The sequence below is a fragment of the Microbacterium rhizomatis genome (assembly GCF_008710745.1).
Classification (GTDB): Bacteria; Actinomycetota; Actinomycetes; order Actinomycetales; family Microbacteriaceae; genus Microbacterium; species Microbacterium rhizomatis.
This window is the reverse complement of the sequence record NZ_VYSA01000002.1, coordinates 553,952-576,913: the sequence shown is the minus strand read 5'-3', so window position 1 is coordinate 576,913 and position 22,962 is coordinate 553,952. Positions and strand designations below refer to the sequence as shown.

25 protein-coding genes are annotated in these 22,962 nt (G+C 65.9%); 18 read left to right on the top strand and 7 right to left on the bottom strand.

The features are described from left to right. Positions 1 to 9: 9 nt before the first annotated feature. The 3 genes from helR to F6B43_RS11095 form a co-directional block, all read right to left on the bottom strand. Positions 10 to 2,136 carry an RNA polymerase recycling motor ATPase HelR gene (helR, locus tag F6B43_RS11105; protein ID WP_150448994.1) on the bottom strand — a complete coding sequence of 709 codons (2,127 nt, stop codon included), beginning with the start codon at positions 2,134 to 2,136 and terminating at the stop codon, positions 10 to 12. Positions 2,137 to 2,289: 153 nt separating this feature from the next. Continuing rightward, positions 2,290 to 3,372 carry a DNA glycosylase AlkZ-like family protein gene (locus F6B43_RS11100; RefSeq protein ID WP_150448993.1) on the bottom strand — a complete coding sequence of 361 codons (1,083 nt, stop codon included), beginning with the start codon at positions 3,370 to 3,372 and terminating at the stop codon, positions 2,290 to 2,292. Continuing rightward, a complete protein-coding gene (locus tag F6B43_RS11095) occupies positions 3,369 to 4,091 on the bottom strand; it encodes a DUF2461 domain-containing protein (RefSeq protein ID WP_150448992.1) in 723 nt (240 codons plus the stop codon). Before F6B43_RS11095 ends, F6B43_RS11100 begins: the two co-directional genes overlap by 4 nt. 173 nt (positions 4,092 to 4,264) lie before the next feature. Between F6B43_RS11095 and F6B43_RS11090 the strand changes: the two genes are divergently transcribed. From F6B43_RS11090 to F6B43_RS11045, 10 genes are all read left to right on the top strand, one after another. Continuing rightward, positions 4,265 to 4,915, top strand: a complete 651-nt coding sequence (locus F6B43_RS11090; RefSeq protein WP_150448991.1) for a VOC family protein — start codon at positions 4,265 to 4,267, stop codon at positions 4,913 to 4,915. A gap of 215 nt (positions 4,916 to 5,130) precedes the next feature. Then, entirely contained in the window at positions 5,131 to 5,742 is a 612-nt protein-coding gene (locus F6B43_RS11085) for a class I SAM-dependent methyltransferase (RefSeq protein ID WP_211368115.1), read from the top strand. Between the two features lie 648 nt (positions 5,743 to 6,390). Further along, positions 6,391 to 6,612 (top strand): hypothetical protein, encoded by a 222-nt coding sequence (locus tag F6B43_RS11080; protein WP_150448989.1) that lies wholly within the window; start codon positions 6,391 to 6,393, stop codon positions 6,610 to 6,612. Beyond that, positions 6,609 to 7,010 carry a hypothetical protein gene (locus F6B43_RS11075; protein WP_150448988.1) on the top strand — a complete coding sequence of 134 codons (402 nt, stop codon included), beginning with the start codon at positions 6,609 to 6,611 and terminating at the stop codon, positions 7,008 to 7,010. Before F6B43_RS11080 ends, F6B43_RS11075 begins: the two co-directional genes overlap by 4 nt. A gap of 50 nt (positions 7,011 to 7,060) precedes the next feature. Further along, complete coding sequence (locus F6B43_RS11070; RefSeq protein ID WP_150448987.1) at positions 7,061 to 7,300, top strand: hypothetical protein; 240 nt, start codon at positions 7,061 to 7,063, stop codon at positions 7,298 to 7,300. A gap of 25 nt (positions 7,301 to 7,325) precedes the next feature. After that, entirely contained in the window at positions 7,326 to 7,826 is a 501-nt protein-coding gene (locus tag F6B43_RS11065) for a DUF1990 domain-containing protein (protein ID WP_150448986.1), read from the top strand. A gap of 82 nt (positions 7,827 to 7,908) precedes the next feature. Further along, on the top strand, positions 7,909 to 8,553 hold the full coding sequence (locus F6B43_RS11060; RefSeq protein ID WP_150448985.1) for a hypothetical protein: 645 nt from the start codon (positions 7,909 to 7,911) through the stop codon (positions 8,551 to 8,553). Positions 8,554 to 8,771: 218 nt separating this feature from the next. Next, positions 8,772 to 9,569: a hypothetical protein gene (locus F6B43_RS11055; protein WP_150448984.1), complete on the top strand. Its 798-nt coding sequence runs from the start codon at positions 8,772 to 8,774 to the stop codon at positions 9,567 to 9,569. A 637-nt stretch (positions 9,570 to 10,206) separates the two neighbouring features. Beyond that, positions 10,207 to 10,587, top strand: coding sequence for a DUF5655 domain-containing protein (locus F6B43_RS11050; RefSeq protein ID WP_150448983.1), 381 nt, complete (start codon positions 10,207 to 10,209; stop codon positions 10,585 to 10,587). 134 nt (positions 10,588 to 10,721) lie between these two features. Then, positions 10,722 to 11,588 carry an AraC family transcriptional regulator gene (locus F6B43_RS11045; RefSeq protein WP_170285627.1) on the top strand — a complete coding sequence of 289 codons (867 nt, stop codon included), beginning with the start codon at positions 10,722 to 10,724 and terminating at the stop codon, positions 11,586 to 11,588. Positions 11,589 to 11,670: 82 nt separating this feature from the next. On the opposite strand, the gene F6B43_RS11040 is transcribed toward F6B43_RS11045, so the two are convergent. Together F6B43_RS11040 and F6B43_RS11035 are read right to left on the bottom strand one after the other, a co-directional pair. Continuing rightward, positions 11,671 to 12,240, bottom strand: coding sequence for a sugar O-acetyltransferase (locus F6B43_RS11040; protein WP_150448981.1), 570 nt, complete (start codon positions 12,238 to 12,240; stop codon positions 11,671 to 11,673). Continuing rightward, complete coding sequence (locus F6B43_RS11035) at positions 12,237 to 13,157, bottom strand: helix-turn-helix transcriptional regulator (RefSeq protein WP_150448980.1); 921 nt, start codon at positions 13,155 to 13,157, stop codon at positions 12,237 to 12,239. The genes F6B43_RS11040 and F6B43_RS11035 overlap by 4 nt, the downstream gene beginning before the upstream one ends. A gap of 235 nt (positions 13,158 to 13,392) precedes the next feature. Between F6B43_RS11035 and F6B43_RS11030 the strand changes: the two genes are divergently transcribed. The 3 genes from F6B43_RS11030 (at position 13,393) to F6B43_RS11020 (ending at position 15,510) form a co-directional block, all read left to right on the top strand. Then, positions 13,393 to 13,791 carry a (R)-mandelonitrile lyase gene (locus tag F6B43_RS11030; protein ID WP_150448979.1) on the top strand — a complete coding sequence of 133 codons (399 nt, stop codon included), beginning with the start codon at positions 13,393 to 13,395 and terminating at the stop codon, positions 13,789 to 13,791. A gap of 42 nt (positions 13,792 to 13,833) precedes the next feature. Next, on the top strand, positions 13,834 to 14,868 hold the full coding sequence (locus F6B43_RS11025) for a zinc-binding dehydrogenase (RefSeq protein WP_211368114.1): 1,035 nt from the start codon (positions 13,834 to 13,836) through the stop codon (positions 14,866 to 14,868). A gap of 249 nt (positions 14,869 to 15,117) precedes the next feature. Further along, positions 15,118 to 15,510: a VOC family protein gene (locus F6B43_RS11020; RefSeq protein ID WP_150448978.1), complete on the top strand. Its 393-nt coding sequence runs from the start codon at positions 15,118 to 15,120 to the stop codon at positions 15,508 to 15,510. A 144-nt stretch (positions 15,511 to 15,654) separates the two neighbouring features. Here the strand turns inward: F6B43_RS11020 and F6B43_RS11015 are convergent, their stop codons facing one another. Beyond that, positions 15,655 to 16,044 carry a VOC family protein gene (locus F6B43_RS11015; protein ID WP_150448977.1) on the bottom strand — a complete coding sequence of 130 codons (390 nt, stop codon included), beginning with the start codon at positions 16,042 to 16,044 and terminating at the stop codon, positions 15,655 to 15,657. Further along, positions 16,037 to 16,330 (bottom strand): ArsR/SmtB family transcription factor, encoded by a 294-nt coding sequence (locus F6B43_RS11010; protein ID WP_211368113.1) that lies wholly within the window; start codon positions 16,328 to 16,330, stop codon positions 16,037 to 16,039. Before F6B43_RS11010 ends, F6B43_RS11015 begins: the two co-directional genes overlap by 8 nt. A gap of 1,151 nt (positions 16,331 to 17,481) precedes the next feature. Between F6B43_RS11010 and F6B43_RS11005 the strand changes: the two genes are divergently transcribed. The 5 genes from F6B43_RS11005 to F6B43_RS10985 all read left to right on the top strand — a co-directional run bounded on the left by F6B43_RS11005 (position 17,482) and on the right by F6B43_RS10985 (position 22,896). Continuing rightward, entirely contained in the window at positions 17,482 to 17,835 is a 354-nt protein-coding gene (locus F6B43_RS11005) for a Clp protease/crotonase-like domain-containing protein (protein WP_150448975.1), read from the top strand. 95 nt (positions 17,836 to 17,930) lie between these two features. Continuing rightward, a complete protein-coding gene (locus F6B43_RS11000; protein WP_150448974.1) occupies positions 17,931 to 18,518 on the top strand; it encodes a dihydrofolate reductase family protein in 588 nt (195 codons plus the stop codon). Positions 18,519 to 19,051: 533 nt separating this feature from the next. Beyond that, positions 19,052 to 19,408 (top strand): hypothetical protein, encoded by a 357-nt coding sequence (locus F6B43_RS10995; protein ID WP_150448973.1) that lies wholly within the window; start codon positions 19,052 to 19,054, stop codon positions 19,406 to 19,408. Between the two features lie 346 nt (positions 19,409 to 19,754). After that, positions 19,755 to 20,534, top strand: coding sequence for a hypothetical protein (locus F6B43_RS10990; RefSeq protein ID WP_211368112.1), 780 nt, complete (start codon positions 19,755 to 19,757; stop codon positions 20,532 to 20,534). A 13-nt stretch (positions 20,535 to 20,547) separates the two neighbouring features. Then, positions 20,548 to 22,896 (top strand): lanthionine synthetase LanC family protein, encoded by a 2,349-nt coding sequence (locus F6B43_RS10985; protein WP_150448971.1) that lies wholly within the window; start codon positions 20,548 to 20,550, stop codon positions 22,894 to 22,896. Positions 22,897 to 22,962: the final 66 nt, after the last annotated feature.

Here is a 22,962-nt window from a genome sequence, read left to right as displayed (position 1 = left end):
CCACCGACCCTAAGCCGTGAGCACCACGAGTTGCTGCGTCGCGCGCGTCATGGCCACGTAGCGGTCGACCGCGCCCTCGATGCCCGACCCGAACGCGTCGGGTTCGACGAGCACGACGAGATCGAACTCGAGCCCCTTCGCGAGCTCGGGAGTCAGCGAGCGCACGCGCGGCGAGCCCACGAAGGACGGGTCGCCGATCACGCACGCGACGCCCTCGGCGTGGGCTTCGAGCCATTCGGAGAGGGTCATGTCGAGGTCGCGCCGAGTCGCGTACCGCACCGGGATGCCGCTCTCGCGGATGGAGGTCGGCACGTTCGCGTCGGGGAGTGCCGCCCGGATGACGGGCTCGGCCGCACCCATCACCTCCTTCGGCGTGCGGTAGTTGACGGTCAGCGACGCGATCTCGACCCGGTCGAGCCCCACCCGGTGCAGACGCTCCTGCCACGACTCGGCGAAGCCGTGCCGTGCCTGTGCGCGGTCGCCGACGATCGTGAAGCTCCGCGAAGGGGCGCGGGCCACCAGCATCCGCCACTCAGCGTCGGTGAGCTCTTGCGCCTCGTCGACGACGATGTGCGCGAACGGCCCCTCGAGCGTGTCGGGTCGCTCGTCGCGCACGCCCGATGCGCCGGCGAGCGAGTTCTGGAAATCCTGGCCGCGGAGCATCGACATGACCAACATCTCGGAGTCGTCCGCGGCGATGAGGTCGTCGACGACGTGCGACATCTCTTCGCGCTCGGCGGCGAGTTCGGCCTTGCGCCGGCGCCGTTCCATCGACGCCGTGGGGTCGCCGATGCGCCGGCGCGCGGCATCCAGAAAGGGCAGGTCGGCGGTCGTCCACGCCCGCGGCTCGTCGCGCTGGAGCGCCAGGACCTCGGCGTCGCTCAGCCACGGCGCGGCACGCCGCAGGAACGAGGGCGAACTCCACAGCTGCGCGACGAGCCCGAGCGGATCCAGCAGCGGCCACGCACGGGCGAACGCGGCTCGCAGCTCTTCGTTCTGCGCGAACGCGCGGTGCAGGAGGGATGCCGGGACCGCTCCGTCGGCGGAATCCGTCAGGATCTCGATCAGCGTCTGCCACACCTGTTCGCGCGCGTCGTCGTGCGAGGCGCCTGGCTCGGCCGACGTGAACGCCTCGGCCCAGTCGTCGGCGCCCAGCCGCAGATCGATCCACGGCGTCTCGACCACCAGATCATCGGTCGGCGGTTGCTCGTAGAGTCGCGCGGCGCTCTCGACGGCGTCCACGAGCCGGGCGGACGCCTTCAGCCGCGCGACCTCGGGATCGGTCTCGAGTCCGGCCGTGCGGCCTTCCGGAACGAGATCGCGGAGTGTGCAGATGCGCACGCCGTCTTCGCCCAGACGGGGGAGGACGTCGTCGACGTAGGCGAGGTAGGGCTCGTGCGGTCCGACGAACAGCACACCGCCGTGGCCGCGGTTCAGCCGAGGATCGGCATAGAGGAGATAGGCAGTGCGATGCAGGGCGACGACGGTCTTGCCCGTACCCGGTCCGCCGTCCACGACGAGGGCACCGCGGGAACCGGCGCGGATGATCGCATCCTGATCCGCCTGAATGGTGCCGAGCACGTCGTGCATCTGGGGCGACCGCGTGCGGCCGAGGCTCGCGATGAACGCCGATTGGTCGTCGAGCGCCGCGGCATGAGCCAGGCCCTCGTCGGTGAACACCTCGTCCCAGTAGTCGACGATGCGCCCGCCCGTCCAGCGGTATCTGCGGCGGCTCACGAGGCCCATCGGCCGCGCGTGGGTCGCGCCGAAGAACGGCTCGGCCGCGGGCGAGCGCCAGTCGACGAGGAGGCGCGTGCCCGCACTGTCACTGAGCCCGAGCCGGCCGACGTACACCGCCTGACCGTCGTCGCCGACCATGCGGCCCAGGCAGAGGTCGAGGCCGAAGCGGCGCAGCACGCCGAGCCGTGAGGTCAGCCGGTGCACCTCGAGGTCTCGATCGAGAGCCTCCTGGCCGTCGCGAGCGGGCTGCCGACGCACGCGGTCGAGGCGTTCGGTGAGCGCGGTGATCGATTCGTCGAGGGTCGCGGCGATCGCGGCGAAGTGCGCCTCGTCGTCGGCGATGAGAGCGGGATCGGCTTTGGCGGACAGGCGTTCGGGAAGAGTGAAAGCAGGCACGGCCGATCATTCTGCGCCCCGAAGGGGGCCTTGCCGCAAGACGGGGGTCGGGCGATATCCTGGAAATGCGAGCGGGGGCTGCTCGGAGGTTCGGATCTCGATACGCTCCCTGGCGCTCGCTCTCCGATCACCGCGGGCCGCGCTCGCCGGCGCTCAGCGCGGTTCTGCCAGCCCGACTCCGAGCCAGTCCGCGAGTTCGGCGATCTCGGCGCGCACCATCTCGTCCTCTTCGGGTTCGAGGGGCATGAACTCGTGCACGGCATTGACGCGCAGCTCGCCGCGCTCGCGGTCGACCTCGGCATCGAGCATCCCGACGAATCGATCGCCGATGAGGATCGGGTGCGCGAAGAACCCGTACACGCGATCGGCTTTCTTCTTGAACTGCTCGAGCACGTAGGTGAACTCGAAGACCTCCTCGAGCCGTTTGCGGTCGAAGAGCATGCCGTCGTACGGGCTGAGGAAGGCGACGCGGCCGCCGTCGTCCTGTTCGAGGGCGGCGATCGCCTCGGGGTCGACGCGGAAGGTGTTCTTGCTGCCCTCTACGACGGCCGCTTCGCCCGAGGTCTTGCCGACGCCGCTCCAGTACCAGTGCGGGCGGGCGAGTCCGGATGCTCGCAACCACCGCTCCTCGAGCAGATGCGCCGCTTCGTCGGCGTCGTATTCGGGCAGGTTCTGCGGGTAGACCCGTTCGGCGAGATCCCATCGTTTGTGTCGACCGTGCCGCCCGGCGACCGCGACCACGCCCTGCCGCACGAGGAAGTCGAGCATGATCGGCACCTGGTTCGATCCGCTCCAGCCGTCGGGCGCGCGGCTGACCTGTGCGGTATCGGGGATGTCGCTCGTGAGGAGTGGCCCCTCGGCGCGGAGCCGCGCGATGACATCCGACCGGAACGCGTCGTTCGCCTCGAGCCACTGCTTCGTGCTCTCGCGGGTCGGCCACGTGCGCATCTTCGGCAGCATGAGCGGAAGCAGGCTGATCGGGCGGAACGCGCCGTCGAACTCGAACAGGAGCCGGTCGATCTCGACGGCCTTCTTCAGCTGCCCTGGTTCGTATGACCAGCCGATCCGTGACCAGAGCTCGGTGTCTTCGCACGGAGCGATCGTCGCGGTGGGGTCGATCTTGATCCAGCAGATCTGCTCGGCCACCTCGACGACATCACCGGGCCGGTCGGCATCCAGCAGCTGGGCGCGCACGATGATGCGGCGTGCCTCGTCGCGGGTGAGCTGGTGCGTCACGAGACGAGGCTACGCGGAGGGGGCGGCCCAGCTGAAGGGGTTGCCGTCAGCGCTTGCCGAGATGCTTCCCGTTTCGCGCAGTGCCAGACCAGTTGCGGCCACGATTGCGCCGCCCCGACGAACGTGCCCGCCCACTCGATGAGGGGTTCGACGGTCTCCCAGGAGTGCCTGATCTCTTCCGGTGCCGCGTCGACGGGGAGCGTCGTGAGCGCGGCGTAGTGCTTCAGGCGGAGCAGTTCGATGTGGGGATGCTCGCGGTCGTACCCCCGCGGGGCGGTCCGCAAAGAGGGGCCGGCCATCTCGAAACCCTCGGCCACGAGAGTGGCGACGATCTGTGCAAGCCGGGCGGCGGCGGTCGGAGCGGAGTCGATGGCGGTCCGAGCGCGCGCCAGCTGGTCACGGCTCGGCTCGTAAAGGCCGCCGCCGACCTCGAGGTGCTCGGCGGTGAGGCTGAGGTAGACGCCGCCGACCGAGCCTGCCCAGAGGCCGGCGTCCGTGCGGTAGGGCGACTTGTCGGTGCTGAACCGCACGTCTCGGTTCGGGCGCATCACTCGGCCAGAGCCATACGTGGCCTCTGCCTCGCCGAGCAGGTCTTCCATCGGCTGGCGGATGACCCTCTCATACTGCGAGCGATGCGCGTCGAAGAACGCTCGGGAGTTGTCCTGCGCCAGTGCCGCCAAGAACCCGCTCGCCTCTGCCCCGAAGCCCGTGAATGTCATGGGGCTACTCTGCCCGCTCTGCCGCGTCCGCGGGCCGGTCGACGTCGGCAATGCGGTACCGGCCCGCACATGCACCGCGTCGCGTTCTCCGTCGACGACATCGACGAGACGAGGATGTCGTAACCGCTCACTACTGTGGCGACACGCATCTCAGCGGGTGAACGGGAGAGATCATGGCCGAATCGGTGAGCGCCAAGCAGTTCCACGACGAACAGGGAACAGCCGGCTGGCACGTCCTGTACGGGGGCGCGCAGACGGTTTACCCGACGGGCTCGTTCGCGACGGGAGTCGAGTTCATCCGCCGCATCGCGCTGGACACGGTCGCTGTGGGTCGCGAGCCCGACATCGACCTGCGGCCGGAAGCCGTGGTCGTCCGCACCGCGTCGACGCCCCGGGGCCGACTCGACGCACTCGATGTCGAACTCGTTCAGCGCGTCTCGGCCATCGCCGCAGAGCTCGGCCTCACGCCCGACCCGTCGCAGCTGCACACGATTCAGATCGCCATCGCCGAAGCGGAGGGCACGAGCACACGCGATTTCTGGGTCGCGGCGCTGGGATATGAATCGCTCGGCGGTTTCGTCGTCGATCCGCTCCGCCGCGGACCGCGGATGTGGTTCGACGAGATCTCTACGCCGGGGCGCGGGCGCACCCACATCGACGTGGCCGTACCGAACGACCGTGCGGACGAGCACGTAGCCGCAGTTCTCCGAGCAGGGGGCCGGCTGGCGGATGCCTCGCACGCACCCCAGTGGTGGACGTTCGCGTCGCCGGAAAACCACGGTGTCGACATCGCCGCCTGGGGCGATGTCGATGACGGGGCGTAGGAGCCCTTCGGAGCTCTCTGCCGCAGGTCGGCCCGTCACCGGGCTATATCGCGGGCGGGGTATTCGCGGTTCGAGAGTGTTCGGCGTCGTCTGGATGGGCGCGAGCGGGATCTCGCACGGAGGTTGCTGCGGTCAGCCACCGTCCTACGGGCGTCATCGACCGACGTCGGTTCGGTCGAAGGGTGCTAAGCGTCTTCGCTTCTAGGCTTCTGTTCGTGTCTTCGGATGTGGAATCTGCGTACTCGGCGCGAGCGGCGGACTATGTGGAACAACTCGGGTCGGTGGATTCACTTCACCCGTCCGACCGTGCACTGATCAAATCCTGGGCCGCGCAGGTCGACGGCCCGATCGTGGATGCGGGCTGCGGCCCCGGGCACTGGTCCGCGTACCTCGCGGAGCATGGCCACGACATTCGCGGCGTGGACCAGGTGCCGGAGTTCGTGGACCACGCCCGTAGAACCTATCCCCACATATCCTTCGAGCTGGGCAGCTTAGATAGGCTGCGTGATTCCAGCGGCAGCGTTGGCGGGATCCTCGCTTGGTATTCACTGATCCACCACGAACCGAGCACAGTTCGCACCGCGCTTGAGGGGTTCGCTCGCGTCATGCGTCCCAATGGCTCAGTCCTGGTGGGATTCTTCATCGGTGCCCAGGTGGAGCCATTCGATCATGCGGTGGTTACCGCCTACCGCTGGTCTGCTGAAGCGCTGTCGAACGAGTTGCGCGCAGCGGGCTTCGAGGTCATCGAGACTCACACCCGAATCGGACGCAACCCTAAACCTCGCCCCCACGGAGCCATCATCGCGCAACTCGCTCCGACGAACTAGGCGTCGACGTTGAGGGCGTTCCGAAGCGATTTCGATGACGTGTTGAGCGGCCGCGCGGCGGATCCGATCTCTATATGACTACCCTTGCGGGGGATACCGTTTGGTCGAGGGGTCGCCGCGCGATCAGGATCCCTGTCGCGTCCTGTTGAGCCTCACTAGCCCGCGGATGCAGAGGACAACGACCAGCGCCATCGTGGCCGCGCCTCCCCAGAGAACGCCGGAAACCCCGAACCAGAGCACTGACACGGCCGAGGCGATTCCGATCGCTGCACATGCAATCAGCAGCGACCACCAGACCGCGGGGTACAGCAATCTGGCGACTTCTGTCCGATCGGCCCAGTCAGTGATGAAACGTCCTTCTTGCCAGGTGGCCATGTCAGAAACCTACTTGGGCGTCACGGACGATGCCTGACTCGCTCAACAGCGACACCACACGGACAACAGACCGGACAACCTCCGTGTGCTGCCCGCAGATCCCATGCCGTCCTCCATTACCCGGGTGAAGTCGGACACTTGCACGCTTTGCTGGAAAGCTATCCCGCAACGTCGCGAGTGTAGAACTAGGCCGGCGCCCCCGGATCTTGTTCAGCACCTCACGCCGCCACGGCTCTGCCATGGTCGGCGGTAGTGAAGCCGCATAATTGCAGCGTGGAACCGGGACACCAGACACCGCGCTTCGAGCGCGTCGATCTGCGTTCGACGACGCTTCCTCTGAAAGCTCGTCTCGAGGAGGATCCCAACGATGAGGGCACCCGGGAAGCACTCGTCAGCATCTACCGCCAAGCAGGGCATCTAGACCAAGCCGGCCGCTACGCGATCGGCCTGCCCGGCGAACCGCGCAACAAAGACTCCGCGCTTACGCGGCGATGATCGCGGGCATCAAGGCCGACGACGACACGATCCGCCGGCTGAGCAGGATCCCGGAGGAGGTCACCATCCCCGCCGCGTTGCGGACAGACCGGGCGCGGAGGGCACCTGGATCGTTGCTTGAGGACCTTCTCTTCCTACTCTGGATCCTGCTGATCATCGGTTGGTGCTTCTTTGGGTTCACGGTCTTCATCGGTGCGCTGACGGGAATGCCCGGACTTCAGACCGGCGCAATCACCGGGCTCCTTGTAGCCAGCTGGGCGACGGCCGGCGTCACTGCGTACACCGCGATGTACCTGACTATCCGGCGGGATTGGGCAGGAGCGGCGTTCTGGCTAGCTGTCACGGCGGGAATCAGCGTGCCCACGCTGCTCGGGACGCAAGCGCTGCTGTCGAGCTAGGCGGTGGGGAGGGGCTTCCGGGCGGCCGACCTCCGTGACATGGTGGCGACATGCAGATCATCGAGTGGTGGTCGAAGCTGGACCCCGAGGTACAGGCGTGGCTCGTCGCACACAACGGCGAGTCGGTTCCGCCCGAAGTGCTGGACAAGATCATGGCCGCTGGCGGATCCCTGATGTCGAATTCATGGTGGGTCGGCGAGGCCGGCCCCGCGGGCTTCTTCCTCTCAGACGAGGCGGTTGACTGGATCGAGGCGGCGGCGAACGGAGAGTCGGCGTTGACCGCGGACTGACAGAGATCGGGCCTAGCCTGGACCGATGCTCGAGGTGACGTACCCGGAGGTCGGCGCCACCGGCGGTGAGCTACCTGCGGGGTATCACCATCTGCGGGTGGAACGCGTCGTCGGCCATGGCTGGGAAGAGTTCGAGCGAGCCGCGGACGATCTCTTCTCGGGAGCCGTGCAACGTCGCGCTGGCGCAATCGTTCGGCTGTCTGAGGTGCCGTTGCGGAAGGGCACGCAGGTGCAGATGCGACTGCGTCTCGGGCCGCTCACCTTCAAGATTCCCTGTGTTGTGGTCTGGGCAGAGAGGACTCCCGCCTATTGCGGCTTCGCGTACGGCACCCTGCCGGGCCACCCTGAGCGTGGTGAAGAGCGCTTCGAGCTCCACCTCACGCCATCCGGCGAAGTGATCTTCAGGATCGTCGCATTCTCTGTGTCCGCCCGTTGGTTCACTCGGCTGGGTGGTCCGGTGGCCCGGCGGGTGCAGAGCCGTATGACCGACCGCTACCTCAGGGCACTCGACTCTTCGGCACAGTGAGCCTCGCGCGGCGCGATCCCCGCAGGAGGCAGGGTACTGCGCCAATGTCCAGACTTACGGGGATCCCCGGGAGGATACATGCATGGTAGATACACGTCAGACATGGCGGGTCATGGTCTCGCCGGAATTGAGACTTCGCGGCGGCTTCTTGATCTTTACGCTCGTGATAGTCGAGTGCATCGCTGCCAGCGCGCTGATCTGGGGACCGCAGGTGCGAGTATTCGATACCACTGACTACGTGATGTGGTGGGCGACGGCTCTCGTGTTTCCCCTTGTCGTCGCCGTCGTGATCGCCTACCCGATCAGCCGAACGCGGGCTCGCGCGAATCGCGCTGCGACGCATGGCAGAGTTACCTGTGCGACGGTGCGCGGGGCGAGTGTCCTTGTTCGTGATGGGGTACCCGATTGGGCGACGCACACGAAATTCGGTAAGGGGTGGTTGACCGTATCGAGCACGGACATCGCTCTGTGGTCGGAGACTGATCCGGACGGTCCTGCGCTGACGCTTCGCCGTGATTCGATCGCCAAAGTGGAGGTCCTGCGCGCGTTGCCATGGCTGGGAGGGGGCCCGATGCTCGGCATACTCGATCGCAACGGTCTTCGAGTCGAAGTCGTACTGGCTTTCGGAACGATTTGGGACCTGTTCGGATCGCGCATCAAGGATGTCGCGGTCATCGCTGACAGCATCGCAGACCCCGCGCCGACCGGCGCCGCGCCCCTCCATTAGAGGGGCGAGTTGTTCAGCGTCGAACGCTCATCGATTACCGAACGGTCGAGAGGCGGGAGGGCTTGACTAGCCCAGAGAGGACCTCAGCATTCGCTCAAGCGCGGTCGGGGCGCGGGGTTCGGGCACCGGCGCCCGTGAGCGGGACCAACGTCCCTTCATATTGCCCCGGTCCGCGAGCCTTGGGTCGTGGGCATGAGGTCTGCGGATCGTGAGGTGTCGTGTCCATCCGAGCGTCGACCACATCTCGCCGCTACGGCATCGGCATCCTGGCCGTATCGCTTCTCATGCGGCTCGTCCTCTTCGCCGTGTTCCAAGCGATTGTCGCGCTACTGGTCGCGGCCTCGGGCGCAGCGCAACCGTGGCCCGCATCCGCGGCATTGTGGCCCTTCACCGCGGCAGCGACCAGCGGCGTCACCTTCATCTTCCTGCGGTGGCGAGGGAAGGTGGAGGGGTTCGCCTGGACGGGCTTCTATCGTTTCGTCCGCCCGGGCGCCGGCAAGGACCTGCTCTGGGCCCTCGTTGTTGCAGTCATCGGTGGCACACTCGCCGTAGCTGGCAGCATCCTGCTGGCGCCAGTGTTCTTCACTGACCCTCTTACCGCCAACGCACTGCTCATTCAACCGCTGCCGACATGGGCAGCGGTCGTCGCGATCATCGTCTTTCCGGTCACGGTTGCGCTCACGGAGCTACCCCTCTACTTCGGTTACGCGCAACCGAGGATCGCCGCGCTGACGGGTTCCGCGTGGCTCGCCGTGCTTCTCCCTTCGTTGTTCCTGCGAACGTGCGGGACCACGCCACTCACATCGCGCGGGAACGGGCGCGCGACGGCGAAGGTGTCCCGAGTTCAGCGCCCGCAAGAGGATCCTCAGCGGGCAGCAGGTGACGCGTTGCACAACGGGGATTCCGCAAATGTGGGGCTGGCCCGCCTCACGCGTCCTGCGCAGGCTCGGTTCGGGGCGAGCGGAACAACGAGACGACGAGCGCCAGCGCACCGAGAGCAAGGCAGACGAGGTTGACGATGAACATCGCGATGAGCGATCCCGAGATCTCGCCGTTGCTTCGGGCCAGCACGACCACAGACGAAAGCACGGACACGACAACTAACGCGACTCCTCCGCTGATCGACAAGGGCGCGTGATCTCGCCTCACGAGCAATCGAACCGCCACGGCGAGGAGTACAACGCCCATGCCCGCGGCACACACTGCGACGGCAATCGCGGACACATCTGGGGATAAGTGCGGGCTCCGCCGCCCTCCCCAACTCGCGATGAACATCGCAATCATGCCCGACGGGAGGATCCACGACGCCAGGTCAAGAATCGGGTCTCCGCGCCGGATAGGCGGCTTGTGTGTAGCACGCCACTCGCGACGAGAGGTCCGACGCGGCGCTTCATCGAGCGGCGAGGCTTCTGGCACATCGCTAACTTACGCGACAGTTCGCGTAGCACGGACCGCTCCCCGTCGCTGCCCGCACGGTACGGTTCACGCGCGCAACGTGACCGGCTTCCGGTCGCGGGAGGTGCTAGTGCGAGCCGGTATCAGCCCGCTCAGGGATCGGCTTCCGGGCGCTCGGCAACCACGGCGCGTCCGCTTCGGCAGGACCCTCACCCGGCAACGTTGCCTTCGCGCATCCCGTTGCGGCACAGTACGGGCATGACGGATGCAGCCGATGAAGAGTGGACGGTGGAGCGCCACCTGGCCGGTCAACCTGACTTTGCGGTCGACCTTTATCACCGCTTCATCCGGCTGGTGGAGGAGGCCGGCCCGTTCACATATGCGGTCCACAAGACGACCATCACGTTGAAGGGCGCCCGACGAGGCTTTGCCGGAGCGCGTCCTGATCGGTCAGGACTTCGCGGCTACTTCGATCTGCAGCGCGAGATTCATGATCCCCGCATCACGTCCGTTGCTCCGTACACGAAACGGCTCTTCGTCCACCATTTCCGCGTCAGCTCGGCGGAGGAGCTCGATGACGAGTTCGCCGGTTGGTTGCGCGAGGCCTACGAGGTCGGCGACGGGGCACACATGCGGTGACTCGACGACGCCGCGCGCCCGATGGGCGACCGGCTTGCCGGCGGGCTCTCGAACGTGGATCCGATCGGATCGGTCCGCGATAGTAGGGTGCCGTTCGAGCTGACCCGGGAGGGTGGATGTCGAAGGGAGGCACCGTGATCGCTGAATTGAACAGACTCGTGGCATTGGTCGAGGATCACCTGACCGACGACCTCGATCTGACACGCGTGGCGTCGGGGCTCGGCACGACCGAATACCACCTGCGTCGCATGTTCTCGTCTCTGGCGGGAATGCCGCTCTCCGAGTACGTCCGCCGTCGCCGGATGACCGTCGCGGCGGCAGACGTCCTCGGCCGCGAGGACCTGCTGGGCATCGCGGTCCGGTACGGGTACGGGTCGACCGAAGCGTTCGGTCGCGCGTTCCGATCGGTGCACGGCGTCAGCCCCGGCGACGTCCGTCGAGACGGTGGCCCCCTTCGCACACAACCGCAGATCAGGTTCCGCCTGACCGTCGAAGGGAACATCACCATGGATGCTCGCATCACCGACCGACCGGACTTCCGACTCATCGGACACGCCGCTCGGGTCCCTCTCATCCACCAGGGCGTCAATCCTCATATCCAGGCACACATCGCCTCCCTCCCTGCAGAAGAGCACACGCGCCTCAAAGAACTGAGCGCCACCGAACCACCCGGACTGCTCCAGGTGAGCGCCGACGTCGACCCCGACTACGCCGAGGGCACGCAGCTGACCTACCTCCACGGCGTCGCCGTCACTGACGGCACCCACGTACCCGACGACCTCGACGTGATCGAGGTTCCGGCCGGCGCCTGGGCAGTGTTCCGCACCGAAGGCGACTACCCGGGCGCCTTGCAGACGGCATGGGCCGTGACGGCAACCGAGTGGTTCCCGTCCAACCCGTGGCGGCTCCGACCGGGGCCATCGATCGTCAGCATCCTCGACCGATCGGATGACTTCAGCACCGCAACCTGCGAACTCTGGCTCCCCGTCGAGCGCGCCTGACCGGTCGGCGGGCGCTCACCCCGCGACCGGGAGAGCGAAGATGACCGCCATTGCGGTGAGCTCGTCGCCCCAGCGCCCTGCACTACTCGCCGATGGCACGGACGACGCGAGCGGGGGATCCGACCGCGATGGTTCGAGGAGGTATGCGTTTCGTGACGACCGATCCGGCACCGATGACCGCGTCGTCGCCGATGGTGACGCCCGGAAGGACGGTGACGTTGGCTCCGAGCCAGACGTTGCGGCCGATGATGACCGGAAAGGGGATGACGTTCGCCCGGCGCGTGGGTTCGATGTCGTGCTGCAGTGTCGCGATGACCGCGTTGTGGCCAATGAGCGAGTCGTCGCCGATGGTGATTCCGCCCTGGTCTTGGAAGCGGCATCCGGAGTTGATGAAGACTCGTTTGCCGATGGTGATGTTCTTCCCGAAGTCGGATGTGAAAGGCGGGAACAGGGTTACGGACTCGTCGATGGCCTGGCCGGTGAGCTGTCCCAGCAGTTCACGGACGCGCTCCGGCCCGTCGTACTTGCGATTGAGTTCGGCGCAGATCCTGAGCGCTTCTTCGCTGGTTTGGATCATGGTGGCGTGTGCGGGGGAGCCGGCTGTCACGGTGTCGCCCGCTTCGAGCGCGGCGAGGAGGTCGGCCAGTGTCATGGTTGTCCGTTTGTTCGCGGGGAGGCGCCGGAGCTGTCGGCGGGGTCGAGCACCGCAGCGGTACCCCGATCGCCGGTCCAGTTCGCGAGGATCTGAAGGCGCTCGGCGGAGGGGGATCCGGGTTCCGCGGTGTAGATGAGGAGGCTGAGTCCGTCTTCGGCGGTGACGGCGAGTTCTTCGTAGAGCAGGGTGAGTTCTCCGACGACGGGGTGGTGGAAGCGTTTTGTTCCGGTCCCGTGTGTTCGCACGTCGTGCGCGGACCAGAGGCGCGCGAAGATTTCGCTTCGGGTGATGAGTTCCCCGACCAGGTCTTGCAGGGTGCGGTCGTGGGGGTCTCGTCCTGCTTCGACGCGCATGATGCCGACGCACATCTGGGCGAACAGTTCCCAGTCGGGGTAGAAATCGCGCGACGCCGGGTCAAGGAATTGGAAACGAGCCAGGTTGGGCGCTCGGCCACTCGTGCCGATCACGGGCGAATAGAACGCGGCGCCGAGCGCGTTGGTGGCGATGAGGTTCTGATGCCGGTCGCGGACGAAGGCGGGGCCGCCGGTGATCGCGTCGAGTGTCCGTTGCAGACCCGCACGTGCGGCCTGCTGGGTGGTGGAGCGACGACGGGAGCGGCCCGAGGTGGGGATGCCGTCGGCCGAGCGGGCCAGGTCCAGCAGGTGCATCCGCTCGGTCTCATCGAGCTGCAGCGCACGGGCGAGGGCATCGAGAACACCGGCGGATGCGCCCGCAATGTCACCGCGCTCGAGCTTTGCGTAGTACTCCACGCTGACATCGGCCAGCATGGCAACTTCGGCGCGACGCAGCCCGGGCACTCGGCGGTTTGCACCTGCGGGTAGTCCGACGTCGGCAGGTGAGAGCCGCGCCCGCCGCGTCATGAGGAACTCGCGCACCTCCGCCTTGTTGTCCATGCCCCCACCGTAGAACCGTCTGCGCGGACGAGGGATGCTTTGCTGGTACACCCTCCATCAGGGACTCCCCGAGCCCGTCTGACGCGGCTTGACTAGAGCACGTGACGACCCGATTCCGCTACCCGCCGATCGGCTGCGGGAACGGGATCGCGCGGCTCGGCACCTTCGACGACGTCGAAGCGATCGGGGCCCGCTCCCCCTCACCATCGACACCCCCTGACCGAAAGGCCGACGCATGGAACTCCTGCCCACCACTCCCACTGTGAAGAATCCCCCGGCGTGGTTCACCGGCGACGTTTGGCTCGACCAGGTCATCTCCCCGCAGAACGACGGGCAGCGGCTCAGCGCCGGCCTCGTGCGGTTCAGCCCCGGCGCGCGCACCGCCTGGCATTCCCACCCGCTCGGGCAGACCCTCCGCATCATGGAAGGCACCGCGCTCGTGCAGGCCCGCGGCGGCGACATCATCGAGGCCCACGCCGGGCAGACCATCTACTCGCCCCCCGGGGAAGAGCACTGGCACGGTGCGGCACCTGACAGCTTCATGACCCACCTCGCTCTCTGGGAGACGCCCGAAGGCGAAGACAGTGCCCACTGGGGTCCGCACGTCACGGACGCTGAGTACGGCGCCCACTGATCCGCTGGCTTCACGACTCACCACCCGATAGAGAGGACCGCTATGCGAGCCACCCTGATGTACAACGCCGGAGACGTGCGCGTCGAAGACGTCCCCAACCCCACCATTCAGGCGGCGACGGATGCGATCATCCGCGTCACCTACGCGTGCGTCTGCGGATCCGACCTGCACCCTTACCACTCGCTCGAGGAAACTCCTGAGGGCCGGCGGATGGGGCACGAGGCCATCGGTGTGGTCGAGCAGATCGGCGCCGATGTCACCCACCTCTCGGTCGGTGACACGGTGATCGTGCCGTTCGCGTGGTCGGACAACACCTGCGCGTTCTGCCGCGACGGGATCACCACATCCTGCACCCACGGCGGCTTCTTCGACGGCGCATCGTCCGCGACGCAGGCGGAGAAGCTCCTCATACCGCAGGCCGACGGCACCGCTGTCGTCATCCCGAAAGGCACCGATGAAGCCCTCATGCCGTCGCTGCTGACACTGTCGGACGTCTATCTCACCGGCTACCACGCCGCACACAAGGGCGGCGTTGAGCCGGGGAAGACGGTCGTCGTCATCGGCGACGGTGCGGTCGGGCTGTCCGCCGTGCTCGCTTCGAAGCAGCTGGGCGCCGAGGCGATCATCCTGATGGGTCGGCATCAGGACCGCACCGACCTGGGCCGCGAGTTCGGTGCCACCCACGTCGTCGCGGAGCGCGGAGACGACGGGATTGCGAAAGTGATGGAGATCACCGGTGGAGAAGGCGCACACGTGGTACTCGAGGCGGTCGGTCACATGCCGGCCTACGAGCAGGCGTATGGCATCGTGCGTCCAGGCGGCACCATCTCCCGCGTCGGCGTCCCCCAGTACGAGGACGCGCCGGTCGGATTCGGCTCGCTGTTCGGCAAGAACGCCACCCTCACCGGGGGACCCGCCACCGTGCGCGCCTACATCGAAGCCGCGCTCCCCGAGGTGCTGGACGGAACCATCAACCCAGGGAAGGTCTTTGATCGCGAGCTCCCGCTGTCCGAGATCGCCGAGGCCTACCGGCTGATGGACTCCCGCGAAGCACTGAAGGTGCTGATCCGCCCGTAGCGGCGGGGCCGCGCTACCGCGGGTCGCTTGGTCAGGGTCTGCCCTGCCGTGCGAGCCGACCCATCCGCGGGCGTGGTGTCGGGTCGATCGCGCGGCTGAGGATGTGGCTCGGCGTCTCAGCCGATCCATCGATGAACACCTCCCATCCGTCCTGGGCTTCGAGGTCGCGAACAGAGGCTGAAGCCGCCTGCCAGCCCGTCGCGGTGCCCTCTGCTTGCCCCTCTACGACTGTGCCAGCAAGATGTGGGCGTGCCCCTCTTTGACCACATCGGGATCACTGTCAGTGATCTGGCGCGATCGGTAGCGCAGTTCGATCCCGTGATGAGTGCGCTTGGTTGTACACGCCAGGACGCGGACGATTCGGTGTCTTGGTACCGCGGCGAGGAGGAGTTGATTCTCTTCCCGGCTCGCGAGGCGAGCGCGCCGCATCGGACTGGACGAGTGGGTTGGCAGCATCTGGCCTTCGCCATCGATTCCCGCGCCGAGGTCGATCGCTTACACGCCATCGCGGTGAAGGCCGGCTGGACCGCAGTTCGTGACCCGAAAACTTACGCACGGTTCAGCGACGGCTACTACGCGTCCTTCGTTGAGGATGACAACGGTATTCGGTTCGAGTTCATGTTCAACCCACCGCGAACCTGAGCAGGCGACGGGGTGCCCGACGACTCGACGCGATCGTCTCGTGATGCCGTCGAGGGGTGCGGGCCGCGATCCTTCGGACGGGAGCAGGGGGGCAGTCGCCTCGGCATCCGGCTCCGGTATGAAGGGATGTACGGCGCGATCAGCTCACGCGGGGCTGGTGAGTTGAATCAGATTGCCACACGTGTCATCGAGGACAGCGGTGATGACGGGGCCCATGACCGTCGGCCCCTGAACGAACACGACGCCCGAAGCTTCGAGGGCGGCATGCGTGGCATGGACGTCGTCGACGGCGAAGGACGTGTAGGGGATGCCGTCTTCGACGAGCGCCGCTTTGAACGGCTTCGCGGCGGGATGCGCGTCCGGCTCGAGCAGTAGCTCGACCCCATCAGGCTCGTTCTCTCCGACGACGGTGAGCCACCGGTACTCACCGAGGTCCACGTCGTTCTTCACGACGAATCCGAGCTTGTCCGTGTAGAACGCGAGGGCTTTGGCCTGGTCGTCGACGAGGACGCTGGCGACGGTGATCTTAGGCATGCGGATGCTCCTTCTGTGGGTCGATGGGCCAACGCTCGGTGAGTGCGCGAAGCGGTGTGACGTCGAGGTTGTGGATCTTGGTCCGTCCCTGCCGGTGGGTGCGGACGAGACCAGCGGCCTCCAGCACAGCTAGATGCTGCGAGATTGCCTGTCTGGTCGACATGTTGGCGTGACGCGTCGCCAGTCGCGAACAGATCTCGAACAGCGACTGCCCATCCTTGACCACCAGCTCGTCCAGAATGAGCCGCCGCGTCGGGTCCGCCAACGCCTTGAATACATCACCCACGCTGCCAACCATAGGCAAGTATTCGCTTGCATGTCAATCGCGGCCGACACGCCTCAGCGATCTACTCGCGCGGTATCGCTCTTGGCGGGTTTCCTCAGATCGACCGCGAGTGATCTAGTCCGCGCGAATCAGGACGATCTGTGAAACAGCTTCTGCGTGCGCGGTGAATCTCGCGTTGGTGAGAGGCGAGCAGGTCGATGGCAGTTATCCCGCGGTGGAATCGGTGTGATGGTCTCGAAAGATCCATCAGCTACGTGCTTCATTCAATACCGCGATCATCCGTAGCATGTCTGCGCCGCTCATTCGGCGAGGAATGCCGAGACCCTGAGGTGGCCTCAGCGGCGTCAAGGTCAGGCTTGCCCCGCCGTGTGAGGGGTCGTAAATCATGCGGACCGCAGGTTCGGTCAGCGCCCAGGTCGATACCTGACCAGGCTCAAATGCGACTGGAAAGTCGAATTCCGCAACGAGGCTTGGATCGCGGCCGAACCACACGCTAGCCCGATCGGACTCGAGGACAAGCGTGAAATAGCCTGGCATTGAGGGCAACGGCCAACGGCGCCCGTGCGATTCAAGTGCCTCACGTTCGGATTCCTGTATGACCACCGGAAGTACAAGTTGCCCGTGAAACCGCTCGCCCAGCCGTCTCACCGCCCCGTTTATGCGAGTGCGGAAGCTCAACAACATTACGCCCATGATGAGAGCCACGATCAAGAGTGCGATGGCTAAGCAAGAGAGAATCGCGAGCCCGCCCGAAGTGTCTCCATCGAGAACGAGCGCACTGAGGCGGACAACCAGCAACACCCCTGCGACGAGCGCAAGCGAAAGGTAGAGCGCAGTCCGGCGTGACGCCCGCTCTGAATGTCGTCTTTGTGCCACGTTGATGGTGTCCTTATGACGGTTGCCTGGCCTGGGGGCATAGTCCCACGTGCTCAACTTCTCTACGAACAAGACTCAACCATTGGCACGTCGGCTAGACGCGGTCAGAGCGAGACTCACGCTTCGCGCATCGTTGCGGTCAGTGAAACCGTGGTGGCAGACAAGCCTTCCAATGTTGTGCACCCTCGTGATCGATCACCGCGGCATCGAGCTGTGCGATCGCGGCCGCGCTCCTGGTCCTGCGGCCGCTGCTTCGCCCTCACTACCCTTGGAGTGTGGAATCGGACTGGATCGAGCACCGACGCTCGTACGACGGCGAGCTGGTGGGATGGATTCAGCCCGTCGGCGAGGGCTTCGTCGCAATCGATCTCCTCGGTCGCCGCCGGACTGCGGCTGTCGATTGGATGCTCGCCGAAGAGGCTCTGGACGAACTTGGGCTGTCGTACCTCGCGGACCCGCACGAGTTGCGGCTGGATGATGGCTCGTGGCTTCGTGTTCGGATCGCCGAGGTGTCGCCGAACTCGATCCGCGTCAAGAAGGACGACTGGGGCGATATGAATGCGACCCAGATCTACTACTCGTTGTCACTGCCGGTATCCGAGAGCGAGCTTCGCCCTTTGCCTCGCTGAGCGCCGGGCTCGGGGCGTCAGGCAGTCTGCGGTCGCGGAAGCGGTCCCGTCACTGCGAGACTGATGATGACCCGTCTGGCACCCCGAAAGAACGCATGCGCAAACTTGTCTACTACGTCGCCACGACTCTCGACGGATTCATCGCTGGGCCTGACGGCGGCGATCCGAGCGGTCAAGAGTACTTTCCGGTCACGCCTGATCTCGTGCAGTTCATCGTGCAGAACTATCCAGAGACACTCCCTGCGCCGGCCAGACAGGCGCTCGGCATCGACGGCCCCGCCCTCGCCTTCGACACCGTCGTGGAGGGCCGGCACTCATATGAGATCGGGCTCGCGGCCGGGCTGACAAACGCGTACCCGCACCTCCGGCACATTGTCTTCTCACGGTCCATGGCTGCCAGCCCGGACCCGGGCGTCGAGGTCGTGAACTCCGATCCCGCTCCGTTCGTCCGGAAGCTGAAGTCGGACGTGGGCAAAGACCTCTGGCTCGTCGGAGGCGGGAAGATCGCCGCCGCACTCCTGCCCGAGATCGACCGGCTCGTCCTCAAGCAGAATCCCTACGTCATCGGTTCAGGCGTGCCCCTGTTCGACGGGCCATTCGCACCCAGCCGCTTTCAGCCGGTCGACGAGGTGCTGCTGGATGGCGGCGTTCGCGTCCTGACCTACGACCGCCGAGAGCAGTAGACAGAGCTACGAGAGTGGTCGCGGATTCGCGAGCGATGCTCCACAGGCCGAGTGCTGCGTGATCGTGTACTCGCGGACGAAGGTGATGGTCTCGCGGCCATACGGCTGGCGGTAGGCAACTCGTCGGCCGTCTAGGGCAGGGCGACCGCCATTCGACTGCCCGCGTGAGGCTCGCGGCGTGCGAGATCCCTCCATTTTCGAAGCGCTTGCTGACGGGTACGCGGCTCGTCTGGCGCATGTGTTCGGGGATCCGCACGGACACTGACGCCATTTCGTGCCTGGCTCATCGTGCTCAAACCGATCGACGCCGCCCGGTGACGGACAGGCTCACGAGCCCGCCAGGCAACCCCCAGGCGACTTGCCGCGACCGAATCCCGATGCGCGGTGCCGTGGAGTCGGACTTCCTATCGAGGGCCTTTGGCCCAGAGGGCCTTTGGCCCCGAAACTCAACGCTCAGCACGGATTGCGAAGGCCTTTCGGCGGCAGTCGTCGCGGACTATGCTCCGCGGTGGGGGATGACCGAGGGGGTTTCCATGGAATTCATCGTCAAGGACTTGATGATCAGCGTTCTTCCGCAGTTCGATCCGAGAGACGCCAGCAGTTGCGGCGCTTGCTCGGCTGACAGCTCAGGGCCGCCATGCACGGGCATCTGTCCCGGATCGAAAGACCCTTTCGAGGGACACTATGAGGGCATCCGGCTGGAGGATAATCCTCGCGTCCTTGCCGCCCTGAAGCAGCAGCTGCATGCTCACATCGCGGCAGTTGAGGCGAGAGAATCGGCGCTCTACAAGCAGCTCGCTCCCTCGACACCGGCCGACGTCAGAGCCTTGCGAGCGCACCTCACTGCTGCGTTGGATGCTCTCGATTCGGGCGAGATCACCGCCGGGTAACCGTCCAGCCGTGATCATCAGCACGGCGGAATCGGCGAGGTATTTCCGAGTTCGCCCGGGTCAGTCGATCTCAGGGATCAATGATCCAGAGGTCCGGAGTGCGGTCGAGTCGCCGGAGGAAAGCGACACCTCGCTCTACACCGCTGTCGTGAGCGACCCGGGCCACCGCGACCCGAGGCTGGTCAATCGCCGAGCTCAGATGTTGCTCGACGACATTCAGTCGCAACCCGGTTGGCGCCCGAGGGGCGAGGCGTCGCCGGACGAGCTGGCGACGCTGACCGCCCTCGTGCTGGAAGGGATCGTCGAGGTCGAATCCGGTCACGGGTTTGTGACTGGCGCAGACGCGATGGCGACGCTCGGCCTTCCCCTCCCCGCGACGGGCGAAGACACTCCAACGGGGAGGCTGTCGATGCTCGCGCTACGTCACGCCCAGCGCCTCCGAATTGCGCAGAAGCATGAGTTGGCGGCCCGGCTCTACTTTTTCAACCGCATTCCTCGGTCCAAGGCGTGGATCGCCGTATGGCCGGACCGCCGGGCAGTGCTGCGCTCGTTGGGTCGAGGCGTCGATCTCCTGACCGGCCCCTTCAGCTATGGCGAGTCCGCGGAAGGAGCGTGGGCCCATTGGCGGAGGCGCGGTCACGAGCCGAGGGACGCCGACGGCGATTTCAAACTCTACGTGAGTGCCCATCCGACCGACGTAGCTGATGCCTTCGGTGCGGTCGCGAGGACTGTTCGGTCCACGCCGGCGCACGCTTTGAAGATCGGTCTCACTGCCGGGAGCCTGTTGCGACCCGACAAGCTCGTGGTGTACTTCACGTCGCGAGGCGACCTCGACGACTATGCGGCCAGGATTCATCGCGAGCTCGATGGCGCAAAGGTGCAGGGAGTGCCGTTCAGCGGAGCACTCGATGACACCGGTCTGCTCTCGTGGGGCTTCGACCCACCCGCCGGAGTAAACCGGGCCGGCGTATTTCCCGACCGGAGTTGGCGGATCTGGCTTTGCAATCGCCTCGCCAGTGCAATCGCCGAAACGCCCGCAGGAGCGGATGCGATTCGTTTCGCGTTGACCCGCGCGGCGGCCGCAGGAGTGGATACCGCTCACTGGGCACCTGTGGTCTCGTCGTGACGGGCGACTACCGATGCCGGTGACTGATCGGCTCATCTTGCCCGCCGATGTGCTGATCATGTCGGCCGATCAGGTCGACCAGGCGACTCGAATCCGATGCGGGTGCGGGCCGAGCGATTTCATCGTGACGCGGCCGAGATCGCGGACGCAGTCACGGGTCGTGACGGCGGAAGTCGCTGATCTGCTGTCCAGATTTCGAGAGTCGCAGACCTTCGCAGAAGCGCTTTCATCCTTTTCCTTCGATCACGCCGTCGACCCCGAAGAAGTTCTGCCGGCGGCGTTTGCCGCACTCACGCCGTTCTTGCAGTCGGGATGGCTCGCGAGTGACAGCGCACCCGGCTCGAATGAGATCGTCCCCACCCTGGAGATCGGGAGTACCGTCGCCGGTTGCACAGTCGTCGAGTGCATACAAGCTGTCGAGGACTCGGAGGTTTATCAGGTCCGCGACGCGACGGGGCAGCCTCTCGCGTTGAAGATTCTTCGGCCTGGCGCTCCGAGGAGCGCAGCTGCCCAGTTCAGGAACGAGGCGGCCGCCCTCCGCCGGGTAGGTGGCGCAATCGGCCCGCAGCTGCTGTCGGACGACCCTGTATTCGGCCGGGAGAGTCTTCTTGTGACGTGGGTTCGCGGCGTCCCGCTCGACCACTACGCAGGTCGACTTCGGATGCTGGGGGGACGGGCAGGCCGGGTCGCACTCACGGACCTGTGCGAAAAGGTCATCGCGATCTACGGGGAACTGCACCGCGCGAGGGTCGTACATGCAGACGTCCATCCACGAAATGTGCTTGTGGATGATCGGGGCACTCCGCACCTTATCGACTTTGGAATGTCGGTCCTGACCGACAACGGCACGCCGGGGACAAGCGCCAGGAAGGGGGCGCTCGAGTATCTGGAGCCGGAGTATGCGCTGGCCTCGATCGAGAATCGGCAGCCCCCGACCGCCAGCTATGCCAGCGACCAGTACTCTCTCAGCGCCATGCTGTACCTCGTCCTCAGCGGTCACACATACGCCGACTTCTCTCCGCTTCCAGGCGAGATGCTCCGTCAGATCGCGCAAGATCGACCACGTCCCCTGTCGGCTCACGGAATCACTCACACCCCCGCACTGGAGGCCGTCATACTGCGCGGCCTCGCCAAGGACCCGGTCGCTCGGTATCCGGCCGTGGCTGCGATGGCCACTGACTTTCGGCGAGCGTCCATTTCGCTGAAGAGCCCGAACCGCCACTCGCTTGAACATGAGGAAGCGGCGAAGCGCTTTCTGGAGGGATTCGAAGATGTCGATGACTTCGAGCTTCTCGCCCCCTACCCGCACGCGTCGATAACACACGGATCAGCAGGCGTTGCCGCGGCCTTCCACGAGATTGCGTTACACGCGAACGATCCCCGCGCGCTCGAGCTCGCAGATGCATGGATGTGGCGAGCCGTCCGCTCGGCGAGCGATGCACGTGCCTTCACGAGCAATCTGCCGGGCCTTGAACCAGGGAGCATCCCGGACGATTCCGTGTTCTTCGGCCCTGCGGGTATCGACGTCATGCTGGCTCGAGTCGCATCCGCGATGAGCGATGACGCAGGAATCGCTCATGCCTCTCGTCAGCTCGCAACATGGGAATCGGGCCAACGGAGTCAGGACTTCACACTCGGCGCGCCCGGCATGATCGCGTCCATCGCGCTCCTGATCGATGACTTGGCGCCCTCCGTGCGGGATCCCGACGGTGAGCCCATCATCGATCGGCTCACCAGCCTCGCCCACAACGCGCTCGGTCAACATGAATCGCGCCCAACCCTTCACGAGGGCGACTACCTTGGCATAGCGCACGGAATCGCCGGCACGGCGTACGCCCGACTCCTCTGGTGCGATGTCTCAGGCGACGCCCCACCCGCGTGGCTCCCGGACCTCCTCGACGAGATCGCGTCCATGGGGCGAGAGCACGGCAACGGTCTGCGTTGGCCGACGCGGTTCACGTCGCGTCCGCTTCCGGCATTCATGGAAAGTTGGTGCCATGGATCGGCAGGCATGGCACACCTGTGGACGATTGCGTATCGCGTCTACGCCGAGAACCGGTACCTCGAACTTGCGACACGTGCTGCGGTGACTGTCTGGGAGGACGAGTCCAGCAGAGGGACTCTTTGTTGCGGTGCCGTAGGTCGCGCATATGCGCTGCTCAATCTTCACCGACACGTCGGTGACCCCAAGTGGATCGATAGAGCACGAGTCCTCGCCGATGCGTCCTGGGAACTCTGCACCCGCCAAACGGAGACGACGCCGAGCCTCTTTCAAGGGTCACTGGGAGCGGCAGTTCTCCTCTCGACCATCAACGACCCGGATCGTGCGACCTTTCCCCTCTTCGAGCGGCGAGCCATCTAGCCGGTCGGGCGCATCTTGCGGCTCGGTCTGATGGCGCGTAAAGGGTTCCGACACCGACACCTGATT